At 57.3% G+C, this 19,964-nt stretch carries 15 protein-coding genes; 5 read left to right on the top strand and 10 right to left on the bottom strand.

Going from position 1 to position 19,964, the window contains the following annotated elements:
* Window positions 1–41: 41 nt before the first annotated feature.
* The 6 genes from CKV99_RS02095 to CKV99_RS02070 all read right to left on the bottom strand — a co-directional run bounded on the left by CKV99_RS02095 (window position 42) and on the right by CKV99_RS02070 (window position 7,546).
* Window positions 42–824, bottom strand: coding sequence for an ATP-grasp domain-containing protein (locus CKV99_RS02095; RefSeq protein ID WP_157728341.1), 783 nt, complete (start codon window positions 822–824; stop codon window positions 42–44).
* The gene (locus tag CKV99_RS02090) at window positions 817–1,713 is read right to left on the bottom strand and encodes a RimK family alpha-L-glutamate ligase (RefSeq protein WP_231910140.1); all 897 of its coding nucleotides are present in this window, start codon (window positions 1,711–1,713) and stop codon (window positions 817–819) included. Before CKV99_RS02090 ends, CKV99_RS02095 begins: the two co-directional genes overlap by 8 nt.
* Complete coding sequence (locus tag CKV99_RS02085; protein ID WP_092257725.1) at window positions 1,706–2,122, bottom strand: DUF4233 domain-containing protein; 417 nt, start codon at window positions 2,120–2,122, stop codon at window positions 1,706–1,708. The genes CKV99_RS02090 and CKV99_RS02085 overlap by 8 nt, the downstream gene beginning before the upstream one ends.
* Entirely contained in the window at window positions 2,123–3,742 is a 1,620-nt protein-coding gene (locus CKV99_RS02080) for a bifunctional folylpolyglutamate synthase/dihydrofolate synthase (protein WP_092257722.1), read from the bottom strand.
* On the bottom strand, window positions 3,743–6,475 hold the full coding sequence (locus CKV99_RS02075) for a valine--tRNA ligase (protein WP_092257719.1): 2,733 nt from the start codon (window positions 6,473–6,475) through the stop codon (window positions 3,743–3,745). It abuts the gene before it with no gap.
* Window positions 6,476–6,556: 81 nt separating this feature from the next.
* Window positions 6,557–7,546 (bottom strand): malate dehydrogenase, encoded by a 990-nt coding sequence (locus CKV99_RS02070; RefSeq protein ID WP_092257716.1) that lies wholly within the window; start codon window positions 7,544–7,546, stop codon window positions 6,557–6,559.
* Between the two features lie 361 nt (window positions 7,547–7,907).
* On the opposite strand from CKV99_RS02070, the gene CKV99_RS02065 reads away from it, so the two are divergent.
* Window positions 7,908–8,717 carry a TetR/AcrR family transcriptional regulator gene (locus tag CKV99_RS02065; RefSeq protein WP_092257713.1) on the top strand — a complete coding sequence of 270 codons (810 nt, stop codon included), beginning with the start codon at window positions 7,908–7,910 and terminating at the stop codon, window positions 8,715–8,717.
* Window positions 8,718–8,823: 106 nt separating this feature from the next.
* On the opposite strand, the gene clpX is transcribed toward CKV99_RS02065, so the two are convergent.
* Complete coding sequence (gene clpX, locus CKV99_RS02060) at window positions 8,824–10,101, bottom strand: ATP-dependent Clp protease ATP-binding subunit ClpX (RefSeq protein WP_092257710.1); 1,278 nt, start codon at window positions 10,099–10,101, stop codon at window positions 8,824–8,826.
* Window positions 10,102–10,351: 250 nt separating this feature from the next.
* Between clpX and CKV99_RS02055 the strand changes: the two genes are divergently transcribed.
* The 4 genes from CKV99_RS02055 (at window position 10,352) to CKV99_RS14655 (ending at window position 15,481) form a co-directional block, all read left to right on the top strand.
* A complete protein-coding gene (locus tag CKV99_RS02055; RefSeq protein ID WP_092257707.1) occupies window positions 10,352–11,572 on the top strand; it encodes a benzoate/H(+) symporter BenE family transporter in 1,221 nt (406 codons plus the stop codon).
* Between the two features lie 17 nt (window positions 11,573–11,589).
* Window positions 11,590–13,887, top strand: a complete 2,298-nt coding sequence (locus tag CKV99_RS02050) for a helix-turn-helix transcriptional regulator (RefSeq protein ID WP_231910139.1) — start codon at window positions 11,590–11,592, stop codon at window positions 13,885–13,887.
* Between the two features lie 272 nt (window positions 13,888–14,159).
* On the top strand, window positions 14,160–15,053 hold the full coding sequence (locus CKV99_RS02045; protein WP_231910138.1) for an MFS transporter: 894 nt from the start codon (window positions 14,160–14,162) through the stop codon (window positions 15,051–15,053).
* Window positions 15,054–15,061: 8 nt separating this feature from the next.
* Window positions 15,062–15,481 (top strand): MFS transporter, encoded by a 420-nt coding sequence (locus tag CKV99_RS14655; protein ID WP_231910137.1) that lies wholly within the window; start codon window positions 15,062–15,064, stop codon window positions 15,479–15,481.
* A 439-nt stretch (window positions 15,482–15,920) separates the two neighbouring features.
* On the opposite strand, the gene CKV99_RS02035 is transcribed toward CKV99_RS14655, so the two are convergent.
* The 3 genes from CKV99_RS02035 to catA form a co-directional block, all read right to left on the bottom strand.
* Window positions 15,921–17,342: an MFS transporter gene (locus CKV99_RS02035; protein ID WP_092257698.1), complete on the bottom strand. Its 1,422-nt coding sequence runs from the start codon at window positions 17,340–17,342 to the stop codon at window positions 15,921–15,923.
* A 132-nt stretch (window positions 17,343–17,474) separates the two neighbouring features.
* The gene (locus CKV99_RS02030; RefSeq protein WP_092257695.1) at window positions 17,475–18,596 is read right to left on the bottom strand and encodes a muconate/chloromuconate family cycloisomerase; all 1,122 of its coding nucleotides are present in this window, start codon (window positions 18,594–18,596) and stop codon (window positions 17,475–17,477) included.
* A gap of 143 nt (window positions 18,597–18,739) precedes the next feature.
* Window positions 18,740–19,603, bottom strand: coding sequence for a catechol 1,2-dioxygenase (gene catA / locus CKV99_RS02025; RefSeq protein WP_092257692.1), 864 nt, complete (start codon window positions 19,601–19,603; stop codon window positions 18,740–18,742).
* Window positions 19,604–19,964: the final 361 nt, after the last annotated feature.

The raw sequence follows: 19,964 nt of genomic DNA, 5'->3' as shown, positions 1-19,964 counted from the left end.
ACCACTAAGGCCTGTTTTGTCGCAGCGTTGTGTCGCAGCGTTTAAGCCTGCGCCAGGTAAGCCAGATGCTTATCGACGATATCCAGCTGCGTCTGCGTATAAAGCATGCGCATACCCACCACATCTTCGATCTCATTGAGCACCCACCTGCCCTGATGGCGGATGAAGTCCACCCCGCACAGCCCCTGGGACAGAATCGGTGCCACCTGCACGAGTTGTGCGATGGCAGCCAGGGCATCGTCGTTAAGCGGGTAAACCTGCGCCGACCCGCCGAGCGAGAAGTTAGACTTAAAGCTCGTGTTAGACCGGCGCAACATCGCTGCCTGCACACTGCCCCCAAGCAGGTAAACACGCAGGTCTACACCAGGAGTATCTGCCAAGGCTTGCACAATCAGGTTCTCATCTGCACCCCGCAAGGACTGCTGCACAGGTTCTCTCACCAACTCCACCCCGGCCCCGCCATGCCCGTCACGGGGCTTCACAACAAACGGTGGTACCAACGTGTGCCCTGCTGCCAGTTGGGTCTCCATCACCGCGCAACCACGCTCCTTGAAGTACTGGTAGGTGGCCCACTTATCGTTGGCAATGGCCGCCAGTTCGGTGCCGTTGTGGCAGACCACACCACGTTGTTCTAGCTGCGCGCGCAGGGCGGGGGCCACGCAGCGAAAAAGCGCCAGCTCCGGCACCGCGTCCGGCAGGGGCCCGTCGGCAAGCACGAGCGTGCACTGCAGGCCGTGGCGGGGCGCGGTAGCGATATAGTGGTTAATCATCCATCGGTTGCGCTGAGCGCGTAGAGTGTCGTAGACCAGCCACATGCTACGCATCGCGCACATACCTCATGATGGCATGTCCAATGTCGATGCCGGTGGTGCGCGACATGTTCACAAAGTGCGCGTTGGAGTTCACCTCACAGACAATGGGCCCATTGGGGCCATCCAGCAAGTCCACACCAGCGAAGTCAGCCCCAACCGCACAAGTGGCGGCGATGGCGAGTTCCTTCTGCTGTGGTGTCGGGATCACGCTGCGGGCGTGCCCACCGTGGGTGAGGTTGGCCCGAAACTCGCCGGGCTGGGCGGTGCGCTCGATCGCGGCGACAACCTGGTTGCCAATCACCTGAAGGCGGTAGTCCCGGCCAGCGGATCCTGCGATGAACTCCTGCACGATGCCAGCGCGGGTTCCCAGGTTGTTCAGCCACTCCACCAGCTCATCACGAGTCCGCGCCAAGTGCACGTGGGCGCCAAAGGAGCCGAAAGATTCTTTGACCACCATGGGCAGGCCGAAGTGCTGGATTGCGGCGTCGACAAAAGGCTGATCGTCCCACTCGACAGGCTGAAAACGCAACGGCACCACCATGGTGTGGGGCTGCTCAATACCAGCACGCAGCAGCACAGTGTAGGTGCGGAACTTATCATCACAGGCCTCAATGGCCGCGGCAGGATTAAAACACCGCACCCCCTGGGCTTCGAGCCAACGGCCCACAGAAACATCTTTGTCCCATAAAAGCACCCACTCCGGGCGCAGCCGCTCGAACTGAACGTGAACTTCAGCATTGGTCACTAGCTTTGCTGCAACGCCCACCTCGTCTGCACAGCGCAGCAACCAGTCGTGTAACTCGTTGAACTTCGCCGAGTGGTAAAAATGGTTCACCACAATCCAGCCCTGTGTCATGGGTGCCTCTCCAGAGGTATCAGTGGTGCGAGATGAATCAGCCAAGATGCTGGGTTGTGAGCAGGCCACGCTTCATCCGCTCAAGCATGTTGCGGCGCAAAGTGAACACAAACCACCACACCACACCAAACATCACACCGATGGCAAACACGGACCAGTGGATCAGCCCGCCGGCCAACAACAACACCTGCAACACGATAGCCACAGGCAACGCCCACTTAAAGCGGGTAAGAAAGGCTAACACGGTGTGCGCAACGCCCAAGGCGGTAATGTAGCCCCAGTTGAACGTGGTCCACAAAGCGCCATCATCAATCTTCAAGATCACCGTCAGTGCCAAGAAGATCGTGATGGCTTCCAGGATCAGCACACCGGAAACCACTCCCTTGAAACCCTTCATGGGGTCTTTGGCAGGCTCGTGGCCTTTGCCCAGTGGGCCGTACTGCTCGTCGCTCATCTACTCCGCATCCTTTGCAAACAACGCTCGTGCCTGCCCGACCACATGGCCAGAACCAGTGAGCACGATACCAGTGCCCGATTGTGCCTCATCCACCCCTGATTCCTCAACCGCCAGCTCACGCGCCGTCGCATAAGCACCGGCCAGTGTCTCGCCGACGAACACACGCTCATCACCGAACACCTCGCGTGCTATGTCTGCCAAATCAAAGACATCCAGAGCACGTGGCGACGACAACCCCGCCACCACAACAACCGACAGCACAGGCTCAAGTGCGCGCAGAATCCCTACCGCGTCTTTGTCCTCCAGCACACCCACCACGCCAATCAGCGTACTGAAGTGAAAGTCGCGCTCTAAAGCCGCCGCGAGCGCCTGGGCACCAGCCGGGTTATGCGTGGAGTCGACGAACGTCGTCGGAGTAGTGTCCATGCGCTGCAGTCGACCCGGAACCTCGACAGCGGCAAAACCGCGCCGGATTGTCTCCACGTCGAGTTGGCGGCCGGCGTGCGCGCCGAAAAATGCCTCCACCGCTGCCAACGCAACAGCAGCGTTCGCCGCCTGGTGCGCACCCGATAGGGGGACAAAGACATCGCCGTAAAGCCCACCCAAACCATTGATCTGCACCGTTTGTCCACCCACAGCGATCGCGGAATCAGCAACGGTGAACTCCACGCCATAGCGCGCCACAGCCGCATCAACCTCAACGGCACGCGCCAGGATCGGCCCCACCGCCTCCTCCGGCTGAGCAGCCACGATAGCGACCGCATCCGGGTTCCGGATAATGCCGACCTTGTTTGCTGCGATCTCCGCTATTGTCTCGCCAAGATAGTCGGTGTGGTCGAGCCCCACCGGTGTGATCACGTTGACATCGGCGTTGACCACGTTGGTGGAATCCCACTGTCCCCCCATGCCGGCCTCAATCACGGCGACATCAACAGGGGCATCGGCAAACGCTGCATACGCGATGGCGGTGAGCACCTCAAAGCGAGACAGCGGAACGTCGTAACGCGCGTCCACCAGCTCCACAAAAGGCTTAATCTCCTGGTAGATCCGCACAAAATCAGCCGGGTGCAGGTCCTCGCCGTCAATGCTGATCATGTCGTTGGCCGCGCTGAGTTGTGGGCTCACAAAGTAACCCACCCGGCGATGGAAGGCCTCCAGCAACGTCGCAATCATCCGCACGGTCGATGTCTTGCCATTCGTCCCAGCAACGTGAATCACCTTATAAATCTGCTGCGGGGTGCCCAGAAAATCGAGCAGCAGCGCGATCTTCTCGGTCGACGGCTCAATCTCGCGCTCCGAGGCACGTTGCGCCAACTCGTTTTCCACAGAAGCCAAAGCCGCACGGTCGTCATCGGTGACCGGCCGCTCAATCGGTTCGACTGTTTCGGTTACCAGCCCATCAACTTCCACGGGGCCATCGCCAACCACCGGTGTCCCACCCAGATTCAGGGTACGGCCAGCCTCGGTGATCTCGACATCGAAGTCCGGCTGTTCGGGAAGCACAGCTTCCGCCTCGTCGGCGTCGTCGGCGTCGTCTCCCCCAAATTCAGCGGCGTCGATCGCCTCTAGGATGCGTTTGATTTGCTCGTCGTCAGAGTGTGGACGATTGTCCGTCATCTACTTCAGGTTCTCCAATCGGGCACTGATGCGCGCCTGCTCTTCGGCAGCCACCTGTTGGCGGTGGCGAATCTTGTGCACCACAGCCTCCGGAGCGTTCGCCAAGAACTGCTCATTGCCCAGCTGCTTTGCGGTGGTTTCCAGTTCTTTCTCTGCGGCGGCCAGTTCCTTTTCAAGGCGCTTGCGTTCTGCTGCGACATCGACGGTGCCGGAGGTATCCAGGGCCACATCGAGGGTGGTTTGGCTCAGTCGCATTTCAATGCTTGCCGACGCTGCAAAGTCCGCGCCCGGTACTTCCACGCGCGCAATGTCGCGCACCAGCGCTTCCTGGCCTTCCAGGTCAGCGGCGGCGAAGTCTAGCGAGCCCGGTACCTTCTGCGACGGTTTCACACCTTGGTCGGCGCGGAAACGGCGCAGCTCGGTGATCAACTTGATGGAGTCTTCAATACGGCGCGCGGCAACTTCATCGGTTTGGGCGCCACCGTTGGTGTCCTCCGCTGTTGGCCAAGCAGCCTGAGTAACGGACTCTTCTTCGGTCAGCGCAGTCCACAGCACCTCCGTGATAAACGGCATGGTCGGGTGCAACAAGCGCAACACGACATCGAGCGCACGGCCCAGCACAATCTGGGTGGAACGGGTGCGTGCTTGTTCCTCATTGTTATCAGGATTGTTATCAGGCTCGCGAGAAATCTGTGTCTTGGCGATCTCCAGGTACCAGTCGCACAGTTCGTCCCACACGAAGTGGTACAAGTCCTCGTTGGCCTTCGCAAACTGGTAGTCATCAAGGCGCTCGTCGACAAGCGCGCGGACCTGCTCGAGGCGGTCAAGAATCCAGCGGTCGGCGTCAGTCAGCGTGTCGCGTGCGGGCAGTTCACCCACTGCAGCACCATTCATCAGGGCAAACTTTGTTGCGTTGTACAGCTTGGTGGCAAAATTGCGGGCGGACTGGGCATTGTCCTCACCGATAGGTAGGTCCACGCCGGGGTTCGCGCCGCGGGCCAAAGCGAAACGCAACGCGTCAGCGCCGAACTGTTCCACCCAATCCATTGGGTTAATGCCGTTGCCCAAAGACTTGGACATCTTGCGGCCCTTCTCGTCGCGCACCAAACCATGCAGGTACAGGTCTGTGAACGGGACCTGTGGGCGGCCGTCACGGCCCTCACCCAACACCTCTGGGGTTTCACGCCCGGCAAAAGTACCGAACATCATCATGCGTGCCACCCAGAAAAACAAGATGTCGTAGGCGGTAACCAAAACGGAAGTTGGGTAGAACTTTTCTAGGTCAGCCGTTTTCTCCGGCCATCCCAGTGTGGAAAATGGCCACAGGGCCGAGGAGAACCAGGTGTCTAGCACGTCTGGGTCTTGCTCGTATCCCGCTGGTGGCTCCTCGCCAGGGCCCACGCAGACAACGTCGCGTCCGCCGCCGGAGCCCTCAGGCCCGTACCAGATGGGGATGCGGTGGCCCCACCACAGCTGGCGCGAAATGGTCCAGTCATGCATGTTGTCCACCCAGTCGAAGTAGCGTTTCTCCATGGACTCGGGGTGGATCCTGGTATCTCCCTGGCGCACGGCATCCCCGGCCATTTGCGCTAACTGCTCCACTTTCACAAACCACTGCAGCGACAGGCGCGGTTCGATCGCCTCGCCGGAACGCTCCGAGTGGCCCACCGAGTGGACGTAGGGGCGAACTTCCTTAACAATACGGCCTTGCTCGGCCAATGCTTCACGGACTTTCACGCGGGCTTCCTCACGGGTCATGCCGTCAAACTGGGTACCCGTGTCGGCGATATGGCCGGTCTTATCCATGATGATCGGCATATCAAGGTTGTGGCGCAGGCCCATCTCATAGTCATTCGGGTCGTGCGCCGGGGTAATCTTCACGGCACCGGTACCGAACTCCATATCCACATAATCGTCAGCGACAACCTTCAGCTTGAGGTCATCACGGAAGGGGTGCGGGAACTGCGTTCCCACCAAGTGAGAATAGCGCTGGTCATCAGGGTGCACAGCAATAGCAACATCGCCCAACATGGTTTCTACACGCGTTGTGGCCACCACCAGGTGGGGTTCATCGTCGGCAAGCGAACCATAGCGGATCGACACCAACTCACCCTCGACGTCTTTGTACACAACCTCAATGTCAGAAACTGCTGTCTCAAGCACCGGTGACCAGTTCACCAGGCGGTAATCCTGGTAGATCATGCCCTGGTCATACATCATCTTAAAGATGGTCTGCACCGCGCGCGACAAGTTCTCATCCATGGTGAAGGAATCACGCGACCAGTCCACCGAATCGCCAATAGCACGCATCTGCGACTGGATGGTGCCACCGTACTTTTCCTTCCAGTCCCAGACATGCGCGATGAACTCCTCGCGACCGTAGTCGTAGCGGTCCTTACCCTCGGTCTCCTTGAGCAAGGCCTCCACCTTCGTCTGGGTAGCAATGCCCGCATGGTCCATGCCGGGCAGCCACAACACCTCGTAGCCCTGCATGCGCTTGCGGCGCACCATCACATCAATCAGCGTGTGATCGAGCGCGTGGCCCATATGCAGCTGGCCCGTCACGTTCGGTGGCGGCAGAACAATCGAGTACGCAGGTTTATCGCTGTGCGCATCAGCGGTGAAGTAGCCCTTGTCTACCCAGCCTTGGTAAAGCTCCGCCTCCTGCGTTTGCGGCTCCCAACTCTTTGGGAGGTTGTCTGCACGATTCTTACCCACGTTTGCTTCAGTCACGCGAACCAGTCTAGCGGGTCCAGCTAGCACAGAAACGCAAGGCTGGCTGAACCACAACTTGACCGCTTCTCGCAGTGAGAGCTACTTCAAAAGGTGTGCGACAGCGTCGCGCTCGCCCTCAAGTTCAGTGATGTTGGCGTCGATACGCTCACGCTGGAAATCAGAAATATCCAGCCCGTCGACGATCTTCCATACACCGTTTTCACCAATCACCGGGAAGCCGAAAACCAGGCCTTCTGGAACGCCATACTCGCCGGTAGATGGTACTGCGGCGGTAGTCCACTTACCGTCGGTGCCCTGAACCCAGTCACGCATGTGGTCAATAGCTGCAGATGCTGCCGAAGCGGCGGACGACTTTCCACGCACCTCGATGATCTCAGAGCCACGCTTTGCCACTCGCGGAATGAACTCGTTGACGTACCAATCATTGTCCACTACCTCGGACACAGGTTTGCCGTTCACGGTTGCATACGCAATGTCAGGAAATTGTGTTGCAGAGTGGTTGCCCCACACAACTACCTGCTCGAACGCGTTGGTGTTCACATCCAATTGCTGGCTCAGCATCGACTCGGAACGGTTATGATCCAGCCGCATCATCGCGTTAAACCGCTCAGCTGGGATATCTTTCGCCGCGTTAGCTGCGATTACTGCGTTGGTATTAGCCGGGTTGCCCACGACCAACACGCGCACATCATCGGCAGCGTGATCATTGAGTGCCTGGCCCTGAGGGCCGAAGATTTTACCGTTATTAGCCAGCAGGTCTGCTCGCTCTTCGCCCTTTCCTCGCGGCTTCGCGCCAACCAGGAACGCGGCGTTAGCGCCGTCAAACGCGGTTTTCACGTCATCAGTGACAGTGATCTTGGTCAGCAGGTCGAACGCGGAGTCTGAGAGCTCCATTGCTACGCCTTCGGCCGCTGTCACCGCGTCTGGGATTTCAAGGAGGGACACCTCGACGGGGGTGTCAGCACCGAAAACGTCGCCGTTTGCGAGACGCCACAGCAGTGAATATGCGATATTGCCGGCGGCACCAGTGACTGCAACTTTGACAGGAGCGTTAGTAGACGAAACCATGTTGGGAAATACCTCTCGCTTGTTTCACTTCATTGTCTGACAATTCTGTCAGACAATATTTGTTAGACGATGCCAGCTTACCCGCGTTTCACCGCCGATGAAGCCACATATAAAGTCCTGTAAAGCCCTATAAAGCCCTGTAAAGCACAGTGCGATTGGTTACACCTGGGAGCGTCGCGTAACGTAACTACCCCCAAAAAACTCAATTTCGAGCTCTTTTGTGTGGGTTTTGCTACAACCAGACACGCCACGGGTGTGGTTCAGGCACTATAGAAGATAACCCTTGAACAATCTTTGGTATAGATTACAATTCTTCAACTCGGGTGGGCATGCGCCCACCGTCGACGGACGAAAGGTGGCCATGTCCCCGACCTCGCAGACCTCGCACCCGCAGGACTCCCGCACCGCGGGCCCTTCCGCCTCCGACGCGCCAAAGCACGTCACTTCGATTGATACGGCTGATACAAGCGATATTGCCACCGTCGACGATGTAATCGATATCGCCCTTGCCGGATTCGCCCAGAAAGGATTCAACGACACCACAATAGATTCCATCGCGAAAAAGTCGGGCATGTCGAAGCGGATGATCCATTACCACTTCGGAGATAAGAAAGGTCTCTATCAGCAGGCCCTTGCTGAAGCTGTAGCCCGCCTGCATCCACCCGCAGAGGTACTGAACCGTTCCTACGCTGTGCCCGTTGAGGGCGTACGCCGGTTTGTTGATGCCCTCTTCTATCGGATGGTAGAGCAGGAAGATGCACAGCGTTTAATCCAGCGAGAAAACATGGATCCTGTGTTGAAACTCACAGAAATATCCGCTATCGCAGACGCGTCTGAGCTCACCCTCCACCTAGAGCGGCTGCTCATGATGGGCCAGGACGCCGGGGCCTTCCGCCCAGGTATCTCTGCAGACGACGTCTTGGCACTGATTGTCGCCTTGGGGGCCTACCGTTTGGGCTACCACGCGCTGTCGGTCAACCTATTTAATATTGATACAGCCAGTCAGGAAAATACCGACGGGATGCGTCGCTTCATTATCGACACTGTCCTTGCCTTTCTCACATCGAATATTCCGGATTCCGGTTATGATGCATACCTCACCGTCTCTCCAGCGCTCCCAGATGTCCCGGTTGATGGCGAGATCTACGAGTTCGGCGACGATATCTACTGAAAAGATTCACTCAGGGTATGAGCTAAGGCTCCCTAGTTCCCTAGTTCCCTAGCTCCCTAGCTCCCTAGCTCCCTAGTTCCGCACTATCTCTGACTGGTGGGAGTTGCTAGGCGGTTTTTTCCTCGTCGAGAAGCACGAAGGTTGGTTCGCCCTCACCACGCACGACGGCGTCAGAGATAATCACTTCGTCGATGTCCTCGCGGTCGGGCAAGTCATACATGATCGGTACCAAGATCTCTTCCATGATCGCGCGCAGCCCACGTGCTCCGGTACCGCGCTCAGAGGCCTTATCGGCGATCTCCCCAAGAGCGTCCTCGGTGAAAGTTAATGTTGCGTCATCCATTGCAAACAGGCGCTCATACTGCTTCACTAGTGAGTTCTTTGGCTCAGTTAGCACCTTGATCAAGGACTCACGGTCCAAATTGTCCACGGTGGCGACGATCGGCAGACGGCCGATGAACTCGGGGATCAAACCAAACTTCACCAGGTCTTCTGGCTGCACCTGCTTCAAAATCTGTTGCTCTTCGCGCTGCTTCTCCGTTTCGATCTCTGCCCCGAAGCCAATCCCTTTCTTACCCACACGCTCTGCGATAACTTTTTCTAGGCCCGCAAACGCGCCCGCCACGATGAAAAGGACGTTGGTAGTGTCCAACTGAATAAATTCTTGGTTAGGGTGCTTGCGCCCACCCTGGGGTGGGACAGAAGCAACGGTGCCTTCCAGGATCTTCAGCAACGCTTGCTGCACACCCTCGCCAGAAACATCGCGGGTAATCGACGGGTTTTCAGACTTGCGTGAGATCTTATCCACCTCGTCGACGTAGATAATGCCACGCTGCGCACGGGCAACATCGAAGTCAGCGGCCTGCAGCAACTTCAGGAGGATATTTTCCACATCTTCGCCAACATAACCAGCTTCGGTCAAGCTGGTGGCATCGGCAATGGCAAAGGGGACGTCCAGCATCCGCGCCAGCGTTTGCGCCAAGTAGGTTTTACCCGAACCTGTCGGCCCCAGCAGGAGGATATTGGACTTGGCTATCTCCACCGCATCATCGCGTTTAGAGCGAGTCGAGGCGACTTCTTCCGCACGGATCCGCTTGTAGTGGTTGTAAACAGCCACCGACAGAGTCCGTTTTGCTTCGTCCTGGCCGATCACATAGTCATCTAGAAACGCAGAGATCTCCGAGGGCCGAGGCAGACGCTGCTTCTTCTGCTCTTCATCTGCTTGGGCGCCCTGCAGCTCCTCCTCAATGATCTCATTGCATAACTCAATACACTCATCACAGATATATACTCCGCCACCAGCGATGAGTTTCTTCACCTGCTTCTGACTCTTTCCACAAAAAGAGCACTTCAGCAGATCGGAGCTATCATGAGTCACTGACATGAGGTATAAACTCTCGCTTTACTTCTAAAACTATGTGTTGTCTCGACGCTGCGGTAAGCGCAGGGTAGCCCGATTGTAGCGAGCTACCCCCTGTTTGTCCTACTCATCCTAGTGCCTTGCGCGCTTTACGACGAACAGCACGGCTGTGCGCGTCTGTTTCAACACCCAGCCGTCCAAACTGGTGTAACCAGAAGTTCGAAAATAGTGCCCCAGGCCACACTATTGCGTGCGGTGAGGTAGGTTGCGTTTCATGACTAAGGTTCTCGGCGCCATCGAGCGCCCCCAGCTTCAGCGACCAACGCTGCGCGAGTTCCTCCGAGATGTCGGCCCCACCGAGATCGGCAATGGGCTTGTGGCATTCATTTTCTCTGCTTCTGGCCCGGTTGCCGTGATTCTGGCAGCAACAGCAGCTGGCAACCTTACTGCACAACAGACCTCCTCGTGGATCCTGGGAGCGTTTCTGGGCAACGGTCTGATCACCTTGACCATGACCTACTTGTACCGGTCTCCCATGGCTTTCTATTGGACCATCCCTGGAACGGTCCTGGTCGGTACAGCGCTTACCCACCTCACTCTCAACGAGGTTGTCGGTGCCTATCTTGTCACCGGGATCCTCGTGTTTCTGCTGGGCTGGACAGGGTTGATTCGCAAGATCATGGACTTAATCCCGGCTACCATCGTCATGGCCATGGTGGCCGGGGTATTCCTCCACTTTGGTGTGCAGTTGATCGGCGCGCTTATCGACGACCCCATCATTGCGATCCCCATGACAGTTTTGTTTGTCATTCTCACGATGATCCCGTGGGCTGCCAAATGGCTGCCACCGGTAGCTACTGCAGCGGTCTTAGGAACGATCATTGCCATATCTTTGGGGCTTTTCGACGCTGATATCACAGCCGCTGGCGTTTTTGCTACCCCACAGTTCGTCACACCTGTTTTTTCGTGGGCAGCGCTGGTTGAACTTGTTATTCCGCTCGCAATTACTGTTGTCTTCGTGCAAAACGGCCAGGGGCTGGCGGTGCTGCGTGCAGCAAACCACAAGCAGGGTATTAATCTCTCAGCCACAGTGTCTGGCCTGTGGTCAATTCCAGTGGGCTTGCTCGGGTGCGCCTCAACCTGCTTGACCGGTCCGACCAACGCGTTGATTGTCTCAAGTCAAGATTCTTCCCGCCACTACGCAGCGGCCATCGTCAACGCACTCGCGGCCATAACGGTGGGCATCGTTGCGCCGGTGTTCGTGGCGTTTATGTTGGGTATGCCCGCATCTTTTATTGCCGCCCTGGCCGGCCTTGCCATGCTCACCCCGCTCAAGAATGCATTCGTAGCAGGGTTTTCTGGCCCATTTTCCACCGGTGCGTTGGTGTGCTTCTTGGTCACTATTGCCGAGGTGACTTTTCTGGGGCTTTCGGCACCGTTCTGGGGGCTGGTTGCCGGGGTCATCGTCGGTAAGCTCCTGGATAAAGACACGTAGCAGCCTTGGCGGTAAAAATGAGTGAAGATCAGGTGGGCGGGTACATGGTTCAGATGGTTGACCGGATTTTGCGCAGGCACGCGGTTGGGACCATTATTAGCAGCCTCGAGGCGCACCCGCAGCGGCTCATCATTGTGCCCATCGATCAAGGCCTGGGTGCCCGGCGGTTTTTAGACGGCTTGGCCACCCAGCTTCCCGCAGAAGATACGCAGGTGGTCACGGTCTTGCCGTGGGATATGAACTATCCCGGCGCGCTGCTTACACAGTTGAAGGATCGGCCCGCTAACGCCATCGTGCTGATTCATGACTTTGATCAGGCCGACGACACCTCGTTTCGCGAGTTAGTCACGGCGTCGAAACGCGAGGGCGTGCGGATTGTGGCGACGGTGTCGTCGGAACGCTTACATGTGCTTGCCGACGAGATCATCACCCTGCCTCCGTTTACTCTGCCCGAAACTGACCAGTTTGCCCGTGCGCTGACGGGCCATAAGCTGCCCGCCCTTTTGCTTGAAGACTTGTATTTTGCCACCCGTGGGCGGCCTGACTACGTCGCGGAGATGCTGGATGTGGCCCCGCGCGATTACTGGACCCAGGCCAACGCCGCCCTGACCATTCCCGATAGTTGGCACACCGAATTCAACAGGCGCATTCAGGGTTTATCGCCGGAGACGATTGAGGCGCTCTATGTCCGTCCGCTTGTCCCTGAGGATCTTTCGGAGGCGATTAGCGCCGGGATTGTTCAGCTGCGCAAGAATGAGATGGGGCAGGAGACGTTCTTCCGCGACCCGCGCTTTAATGCCATTACCCAGGCTTCTATACCAACCCCGCCGCGGGCTACCACTGCGATTGCCCGCGAGAAGCTCTTGCTGTCGAAGGCGCAGGCACATGCCGACGATCTGGGGTTGGGTTCTGCGCAGTTGTTTCTGCAGGATTGCACCGGGGTTGTCAACGCCGAGCACCGCGACACATTGACCGGATATATTGCGTTGTACACCGGTAACCGCCACCAGGCTCAGGCATATCTGGAGCCGGTGACAAAGTCTCTTGAACAGTCTGCAGCCGGATCCATGTTTGAGTTGGCTAACTGGAATCCGCGCGGTTTGGCTGCGCGTTCACAGCACACGATGAGCTTGGCGATGCCTGGATCAGTGCGCTACGAGGAGGCGCGTATTCACAGGTCTTTCGCCTACTGGTTGATCAACCGCACCTTTCCAGAACGTAACCCGGAACTTCGTCATGCGGTATCGCGCGAGCGGCTCAAGATGTTTAGTGGGTGGGTAGCGCTTGCCGACGATGATCCGATCTCTGCCCGGGAGCAACTTCGCCCGGTTCCTGGTGGCGCTCTCTCTGTGGGGATCTGGCGCGACGCGTTGCTTGCCCGCACCCTGTTTGTGCTTGGCCAATGGGATGAGGCCAAGGTAGTTGTGGAGCGTGGGCTGGCTGCTTGCGAGTTGCACGGCGTGGCCTTGCTGGAGCCGTTTTTATTGTGGACGGGTGCCTCGATTGCGTCTATGGAAGGGAATCAAGGTCTTGCCCGGTCCTATGTTAACCGGGCGGCTGCCGGCAGTGACTCGTTTGCTTTGCAGCAAATCCCGGCGGCGATGGCACGCCTGTTTGTCTCGTCGACCTTGTGGGATCTGAATTCGGCGGTGAGTGCGGCGGATGATCTTGCCTCTGCCGCGAAACGGGCGGACACGTACCAGCCTGGGTTTTGGCCGTGGGAAGATGTTTACGCCCAGACTCTGCTGCGCAGTGGGCGTTTGGATGAGGCAGACATGGTGGTAACCGCTGCGGAGGAGCGTACTGCCGATGTTGATTTGGTCTCGTGGTTTGCGCGTCTTGCAGTGCCACGGGCCACGATCATGTTGCAGCGTGGTGAGGTGGAGCCTGCTCTTCGACTCTTCGATGATGCCGTCGATGCCATCGAGCACTCCCCCATGTCTGTTTACGCCACGCGCGTTCTGTTCGAGTACGGCATCACGCTGCGCCGCATTGGTCGACGTTCGCGTGCCGACGATATCCTGCGCCGAGCATCCACCCTGTTTGAAGAGTTAGGTGCCCATGTCATGGTGGAGCGGTGCAATAAAGGACGCCGCCTCAGCGGTGTGGGCGGCCACGTGCACAGCCGCCTGGGGCTGACTGCTCAGGAGGAACAGGTGGCACGGTTGGCGGCCGACGGCATTACCAACCGCGAGATTGCCCTCCAGCTCACCCTGTCGTTGAAGACCGTGGAGTACCATCTGACCAATATCTACAAGAAGCTGGGGATTAGAGGTAGGCCTGAACTGGGGGCAGCACTGAAGTATTCGTCGTAAAGCGACTCTTCTGGTTTCGGGGTGCACATACTCGCGAGCGTTGTAGGGGGCGGGCGTGAATGCCCCTGACCATCTGCGCTGCAGAATCCAGTTGCCTCTGCAGCTTTAGCGCCCACGCCCAGGAAATAATTTGCTTTCGAGGTGGAATGCGCTAGATTATCTCTTTCATAAAAGTGAGTAGTCCGTGACGCCGAGAGCCCTTGTGCCAAGCGGAAGCCACCGCCGTTGGGGCCGGTGGGTCCCTGTAATCGACACGTGTAAAGGATTTCCGCATGGACATTCGGTCCCGCATTGATTCTTCCCGGATGACCGCCTACCAATGGCTGATAATTGCCCTGGTCACCTACCTCAACGCACTGGATGGTTATGACCTGGTTGCTATCGCGTATTCCTCGAACGCAATCACCGACCAGTTTGCTATCGGCCCGGCCGCCCTTGGCTGGCTGCTGTCTTCCGCCCTGCTGGGCATGGGTGTTGGCGCGCTGCTGCTGGGCCCCCTGGCGGATAAATTCGGTCGACGCACAATGGTCATCGCGTCGATCCTGATTGACGTGGTAGGCCTTGTGATGACAGGCCTGTCCACCTCCTTCGGCGAGCTCCTAGCCTGGCGTATTGTTACCGGCGTGGGTGTTGGTGGCATCCTGGCCACCATTACCGTGGTGACTAGTGAGTTTTCTAACCGGAAATTCCGGGGCCTAGCCATGGCCATTTATGCCTCTGGCTATGGACTCGGCGCGACCCTGTGTGGCACGTTGGCCGCCCGCTTCATTCCGACGATCGGCTGGCAGTGGATCTTTTACACCGGCGCAATCCTCACCGTCATCGGGCTGATCGGCGTAATCTTGCTGCTTCCAGAGTCCACCGACTACCTGTCCAACCGCCGCGACTTAGACGCTGTCCGACGCGTATCCGCCCGCATTGGCCATGGCACCGATGTTGAGCTCAACCCCATCGTCAAAGCAGAGAAAGTAGCGCTGCGCGAACTGCTATCCGGTGACTTCCTGGGTGTGACGATCCGCTTGTGGGTCGCGTTCTCCCTGGTCAACTTTGGTTTCAATTTTGCAAACTCGTGGACTCCGAAACTGCTCACCGAGACAGGAATGACGGCCCAGCAAGGAATTATCGGCGGCATCATGCTGTCCTTCGGGGCACCATTGGCTCGCTGATCTTCGGGGTGCTCACCACCAAAATCTCGGCGCGTACCGTGCTCATTGCCTTCTCTATCGCGGGTGCCGGGGTGCTTGTGGCGTTCATCTACTCCACTGGCATTCCTGCACTAGCGTTCGCGCTCGGTGTGCTCGTCGGCATGCTGCTCAACGGTTGTGTCACAGGAATGTACACCGTCACCCCCGCAGCTTATCCCTCGCACCTGCGTGGCACCGGAGTGGGTGCGGCACTGGCTGCCGGGCGTGTAGGTGCGGTGTGCGGCCCGCTACTGATCGGCTATCTTGCGGAAGCAGGATGGTCACCGGAAGCGCTCTATATCACCGTGGCAGTAGTATTCATTTTCACCGCGGTTGCCCTTGTGGGTCTGCGCTCCCCCGGAACCGCAGTGGTGTCGTCGGCACGTGCCCAAAAATCGGTGCAGGTGTAGGCCCCAGCTGGAAGCTATCTAGCGAGGAAACTGTGTTCTCCCCCGACAGAAGGTACCCAGCCTGTTCTTGGCCCGCATGGCATAGTAAGTGATTGTGAAGTCGACAAAGATCCACCCAAAAATAGTGTTCTTATCGGGCCTTGGTGATTCCACCACCGCTTGGGACGAGGTGATTTCCTTTCTACCTTCTGAATGGCGTACATCTACCATGACGCTGGCTAAGCTGTGTCCGCCTGAGAGCTTCACCCTCGACCGAGCAGTCGCTAGCCTGGCTGAGAATGCACAAAACCATGCCCCTACGATTCGCGCAGGGGCTAGAGCGGCACTTTCGGCAAATAATGTAGGCGGTGCTGGGCTGATCTCCTAGGCATCGGTAGGCCTTCCTAGGCCATGGAGAGGCTTTCCTTAGTCTCGATCAGGCCTCGATCGAGGTCCAGCCTTAAGCCGTTGCTACCTTCGGCGCCTCAGGTTCTGTGGTAGCTATGACCTCAACCTCGGCAGGGGAACGCGGGATGAGTGCGGTACAAATGGCACCGAGGATCGCAGCACCAGCAAAGATATAGAAAGCATATGCTGGTCCGAGGTTTGCGCCAAGGATCAAGCCGCCAACAAGTGGTCCAACGATTCCGCCGAGGCGTCCGAATCCAGCACACCACGCCACGCCAGCCGCACGAGAGGCCGTGGAGTAGTAGTTCGATGTCAACCCGTACGTCAGCACCTGGGTGCCAAGTACGCCGAGCCCAGCTAACATAATCGGTACATACATAACCGCTACAGAGTTGAACTGCGGAAGCAGTGCCAGCATGATGCCAGCAAGAGTAAACGTCGAAGTGATAACCAGCTTTGCACCGATTTTGTCGGCCACCCAGGATGCAAAGAGTCCGCCGACAACCGCTCCACCGTTCAGTGCTAGCAACGAGTACAAGGAATCGTGTTGCGTAGCGCCGTTGGCCTGCATGATCTTCGGCAACCAGGTATTTAAGCCGTAAGTAGAGAGCAATCCGATAAAGCTCATCAGACCGATCAACACGGTACCTGGCAGGAAGGAGCGGGAAAAGATTCCAGAAAAACCAGTTTTGTCTACGTCGCGTCGTGCACCGGAAGCGCTTGTTGTCTCAGTAGAGGCTGCAATTGCCTGTGCGGGAGCATCCACGAAGGATTCAGCAGGCAAACCGTACTTTGCGCACACTGCGCGTGCTTGGTCGATCCGTCCGCGGGAGACCAGCCAGCGTGGGGATTCTGGCAGGGCTGCCAGGGCCAGCGGGAAGACGATGATCAGCGGGGCACCACCGATCATAAACAGTCCTCTCCAGCCGATGTGCTCTTCGAGCAGCAGCGCAAGGATGGAGGCCATCACGCCACCGCCGGGAACCCCGGAGTAAACCACAGCGTTGAACAAGTTTTTGCGATTAGCCGGTGCGAACTCCGCGATGATGGCCCCGCCCATAGCGACGATCACGCCCACCCCTAGTCCGGTGATGAAACGGAGGAACCCAAACCAGAAGATTGTGGTAGCCAACGCTGTTGCGATCATTCCGAGAGAAAACCAGACCAGTGCGGCGAGGAACACTTTTCGGCGCCCCAGTCGATCGCCTACAGCGCCTGAAGATAAAGCACCGATCAGAACACCGATCATGGCGTATGAGCCCAGGGAGCCCGCCACTGCTGGGGAGAGCTGGCCGATATGTGACGGGTCTTCCAAGAGGGTGGATAGCACGGCTCCGTAGATCACCAGGTCGTAGCCGTCGAAAAGAATGGCCAGGCCAACAACAGCTAGCACGAGATAAACCGTGCGCCGATGCGCGGGCGAAGCCCAAGTGTCGTGTCGTACCTCAGGGGCACTAGCGCGTGAAGTGCTCATGTGATTTCCTCCAGATAGGTCAAGGGATTTGAGCTACATCACATTCAAGCCGGTACTACAAAGAAGCAAATCAGGAAATTCCCTAAGCCTTACTCGGGGCTGAGGGAATTTAAGGGATAGACCAGTAAAAAATTAGTCGCGGGTGAAGGCCTTCACTTTGTCCCAATCTGGGTCGAGTCCCAAACCAGGGCCTTGTGGAAGCTGCACAACACCATCTTTGTACACGAGATCTTCGGTGGTGTAGGACTCTCGCAGTAGCATTGGGCCGAACAGTTCGGACCCATAATTGACAGCTGGGGTGGCGCACGCGAAGTGCAAGGAAGCAGCCGTGCCGAAAGGCCCCTCGAGCGAGGTAGCCCCATGGCAGGCAAGTCCAGCCGCTTCGGCAATAGCAGCGACCTTCGTGGATTCTTGTAAACCACCTAGTTTGGTGGTTTTCAGCGCAATGACATCAGCCGCTTGAGTGTGCGCCACAGCCAGCGCATCCGCCGGAGAGGCAACAGATTCATCCGCCATGACAGGCACCCCAATGCGAGTGACAATTTCACGCAGCGTAGCAAGGTCATGGGCGGGTGTCGGTTGTTCGAAAAGTTCAATACCTGCCTCTGCTAGGCGGGGTAAATATTTCAGCGCTGTCATCCGATCCCAGCGGGCATTGACATCAATCCTTAACCCAACCTTGCCACCTAAAGCGCCCGCAAGTTGTTCGATGCGTTCAGTATCAACAGCTGGGTCACCTGAGCCCATCTTCAGCTTGAACGACGTGTGCCCATATTCTGCGATGCGTTCTTCGATTTCGGCGACCGCTTCTTCCAAGGGCAGCACTCCGAGTGCCCACGTCACATCGACTTCTTCACGGTAGCAGCCCCCTAATAAGTCCCGGACTTGTAGTCCAAGGGCGCGAGCCCACGCGTCATGCATGGCTACGTCGACAGCGGCTTTAGCAAAACGCATATTTGCTACTGATCGTTCGAAGTCCGCCAGGATGCCCACCAGTTGGTTCACTTCACGTCCGATCATGATGGGGGCAAGGTGTCCATCAATGATCACCTTCATAGTTTCAGCCGACTCACCTCCCCACCATGGACCACCAGGGACAACCCCCTCGCCGAATCCACTGACTCCACCTTCGAGAACTACTTCCACCAGTAAGATTGGCTGTTCGGTTGCGGTGTAGGTAGCAAAACCGTGTGGTCGAAATAGGGGAACATCGAGCAAGGTGGTTTTAACCTGGCTGATAGTTAAATCGGTCATTGAATACTCTCCTCGGCGATTAAATTTTCAATCGAAGCTGATAGTGCTGATAGTACTGAAGTGCTAACAAAACCCCGATGCCTCAGAAATCGGCGTCGGGGTAATGGAACAGCGTACAGATTTAACTATACGCTGCGATTTTTCTAGTCTTCCTTGTCAAGGCGGAAGCCATAATTGACAATATTCTTGCCATCGCTGTCGGTCTCTGGGTACAGAACGAGTTCCGGCTTCACTGCAGTAGCAACGTCGTTTTCTACCCAGTCGCCACCGTCGAAGTAAAGCTGAGTGGTGATTTCGCGGTAGCCGGGGTGCTTGACCCGCAAGTGCAGGTGCGCTGGACGCCATGGGTGTCCACCATAGGATTCGATGTACCAGCCAGTTGGGCCGTCATGAGGGATCCGGTAAGGAGCGGGCTGCAAGGTCTTGATCTTGTACTCGCCGTTTTCGTTGGTGCGAATGGTCGCACGCAGATTCCACTCTGGGATCCCAGGCGCGAACTGGGAGTAGTAGCCGTCCTCGTCAGCGTGCCACAATTCTACGGTCGCACCTCCGAGACCATTGCCATCAATATCGGTGACCTGGCCCTGGAAGATCAGTGGCGTCGCTTCACGGTCCTTGTCGCGCATTGGCATTTCTGCATCCCATGCGATCTCAGGAGCGTTTTCAACGTAGTATGGCCCCTCGATGGAACCCTTGGTGCCGGTGTACTCGTGGCGATCGTAGTTGATCTTTTCGATCTCGTGCTCGAGGAACACGTCGAGCCACAGTGGCCACTCGCCGTATTCGCCAACCTGGATGAGCCAATGCTTAAGTACTCGGTACTCGTCGTAGGTGACTTGATGCTTGTGGGCGACTTCACCGATTGCTGCGAGCAAGTCGGTGTAGATTTCACGTGCACGTTCTTTCGAGGTGTCGGACTTTACTGACTCATGAAGAAACTTATCTGTCGCGGCGGTTCCAGACCCCTTAGCTGATGGGTCTTCGGTGTGTTCGATCTGGTCAGACATTCTGTCTCCTTCAGAAACATTAGTGGTAGTGGTTGAGGCCTAACCCCGGTACGCATCTTCTTGCAAGCTAGGTGGCTGCGATGGAAACAAGCCCTTTTTGCTCACAATTTCAGCACTAGAAAATTCAGCTCTAGAGCTCGATGTGGTACCGAACCGGACTGGCACTACCGAGTGTGCACTAGGTCACTGCGTTTTCCAAGTAGAAATTTAAATCACAAAAGGCGCCAAATTCGACCTACGGTTACATAAGTGCAGCTCACTTATGCAATCTTCAGATTCTTCACCCCAAAACCTCTGATATGTCACTAGGGTTTCCCCTTAACGCGAGGGGTAGCCCCAGTCCATTAACGGCGCTTTCCGA

It is taken from the genome of Corynebacterium cystitidis (genome assembly GCF_900187295.1).
GTDB lineage: Bacteria > Actinomycetota > Actinomycetes > Mycobacteriales > Mycobacteriaceae > Corynebacterium > Corynebacterium cystitidis.
This window is presented reverse-complemented; position numbering and strand designations above follow the sequence as displayed.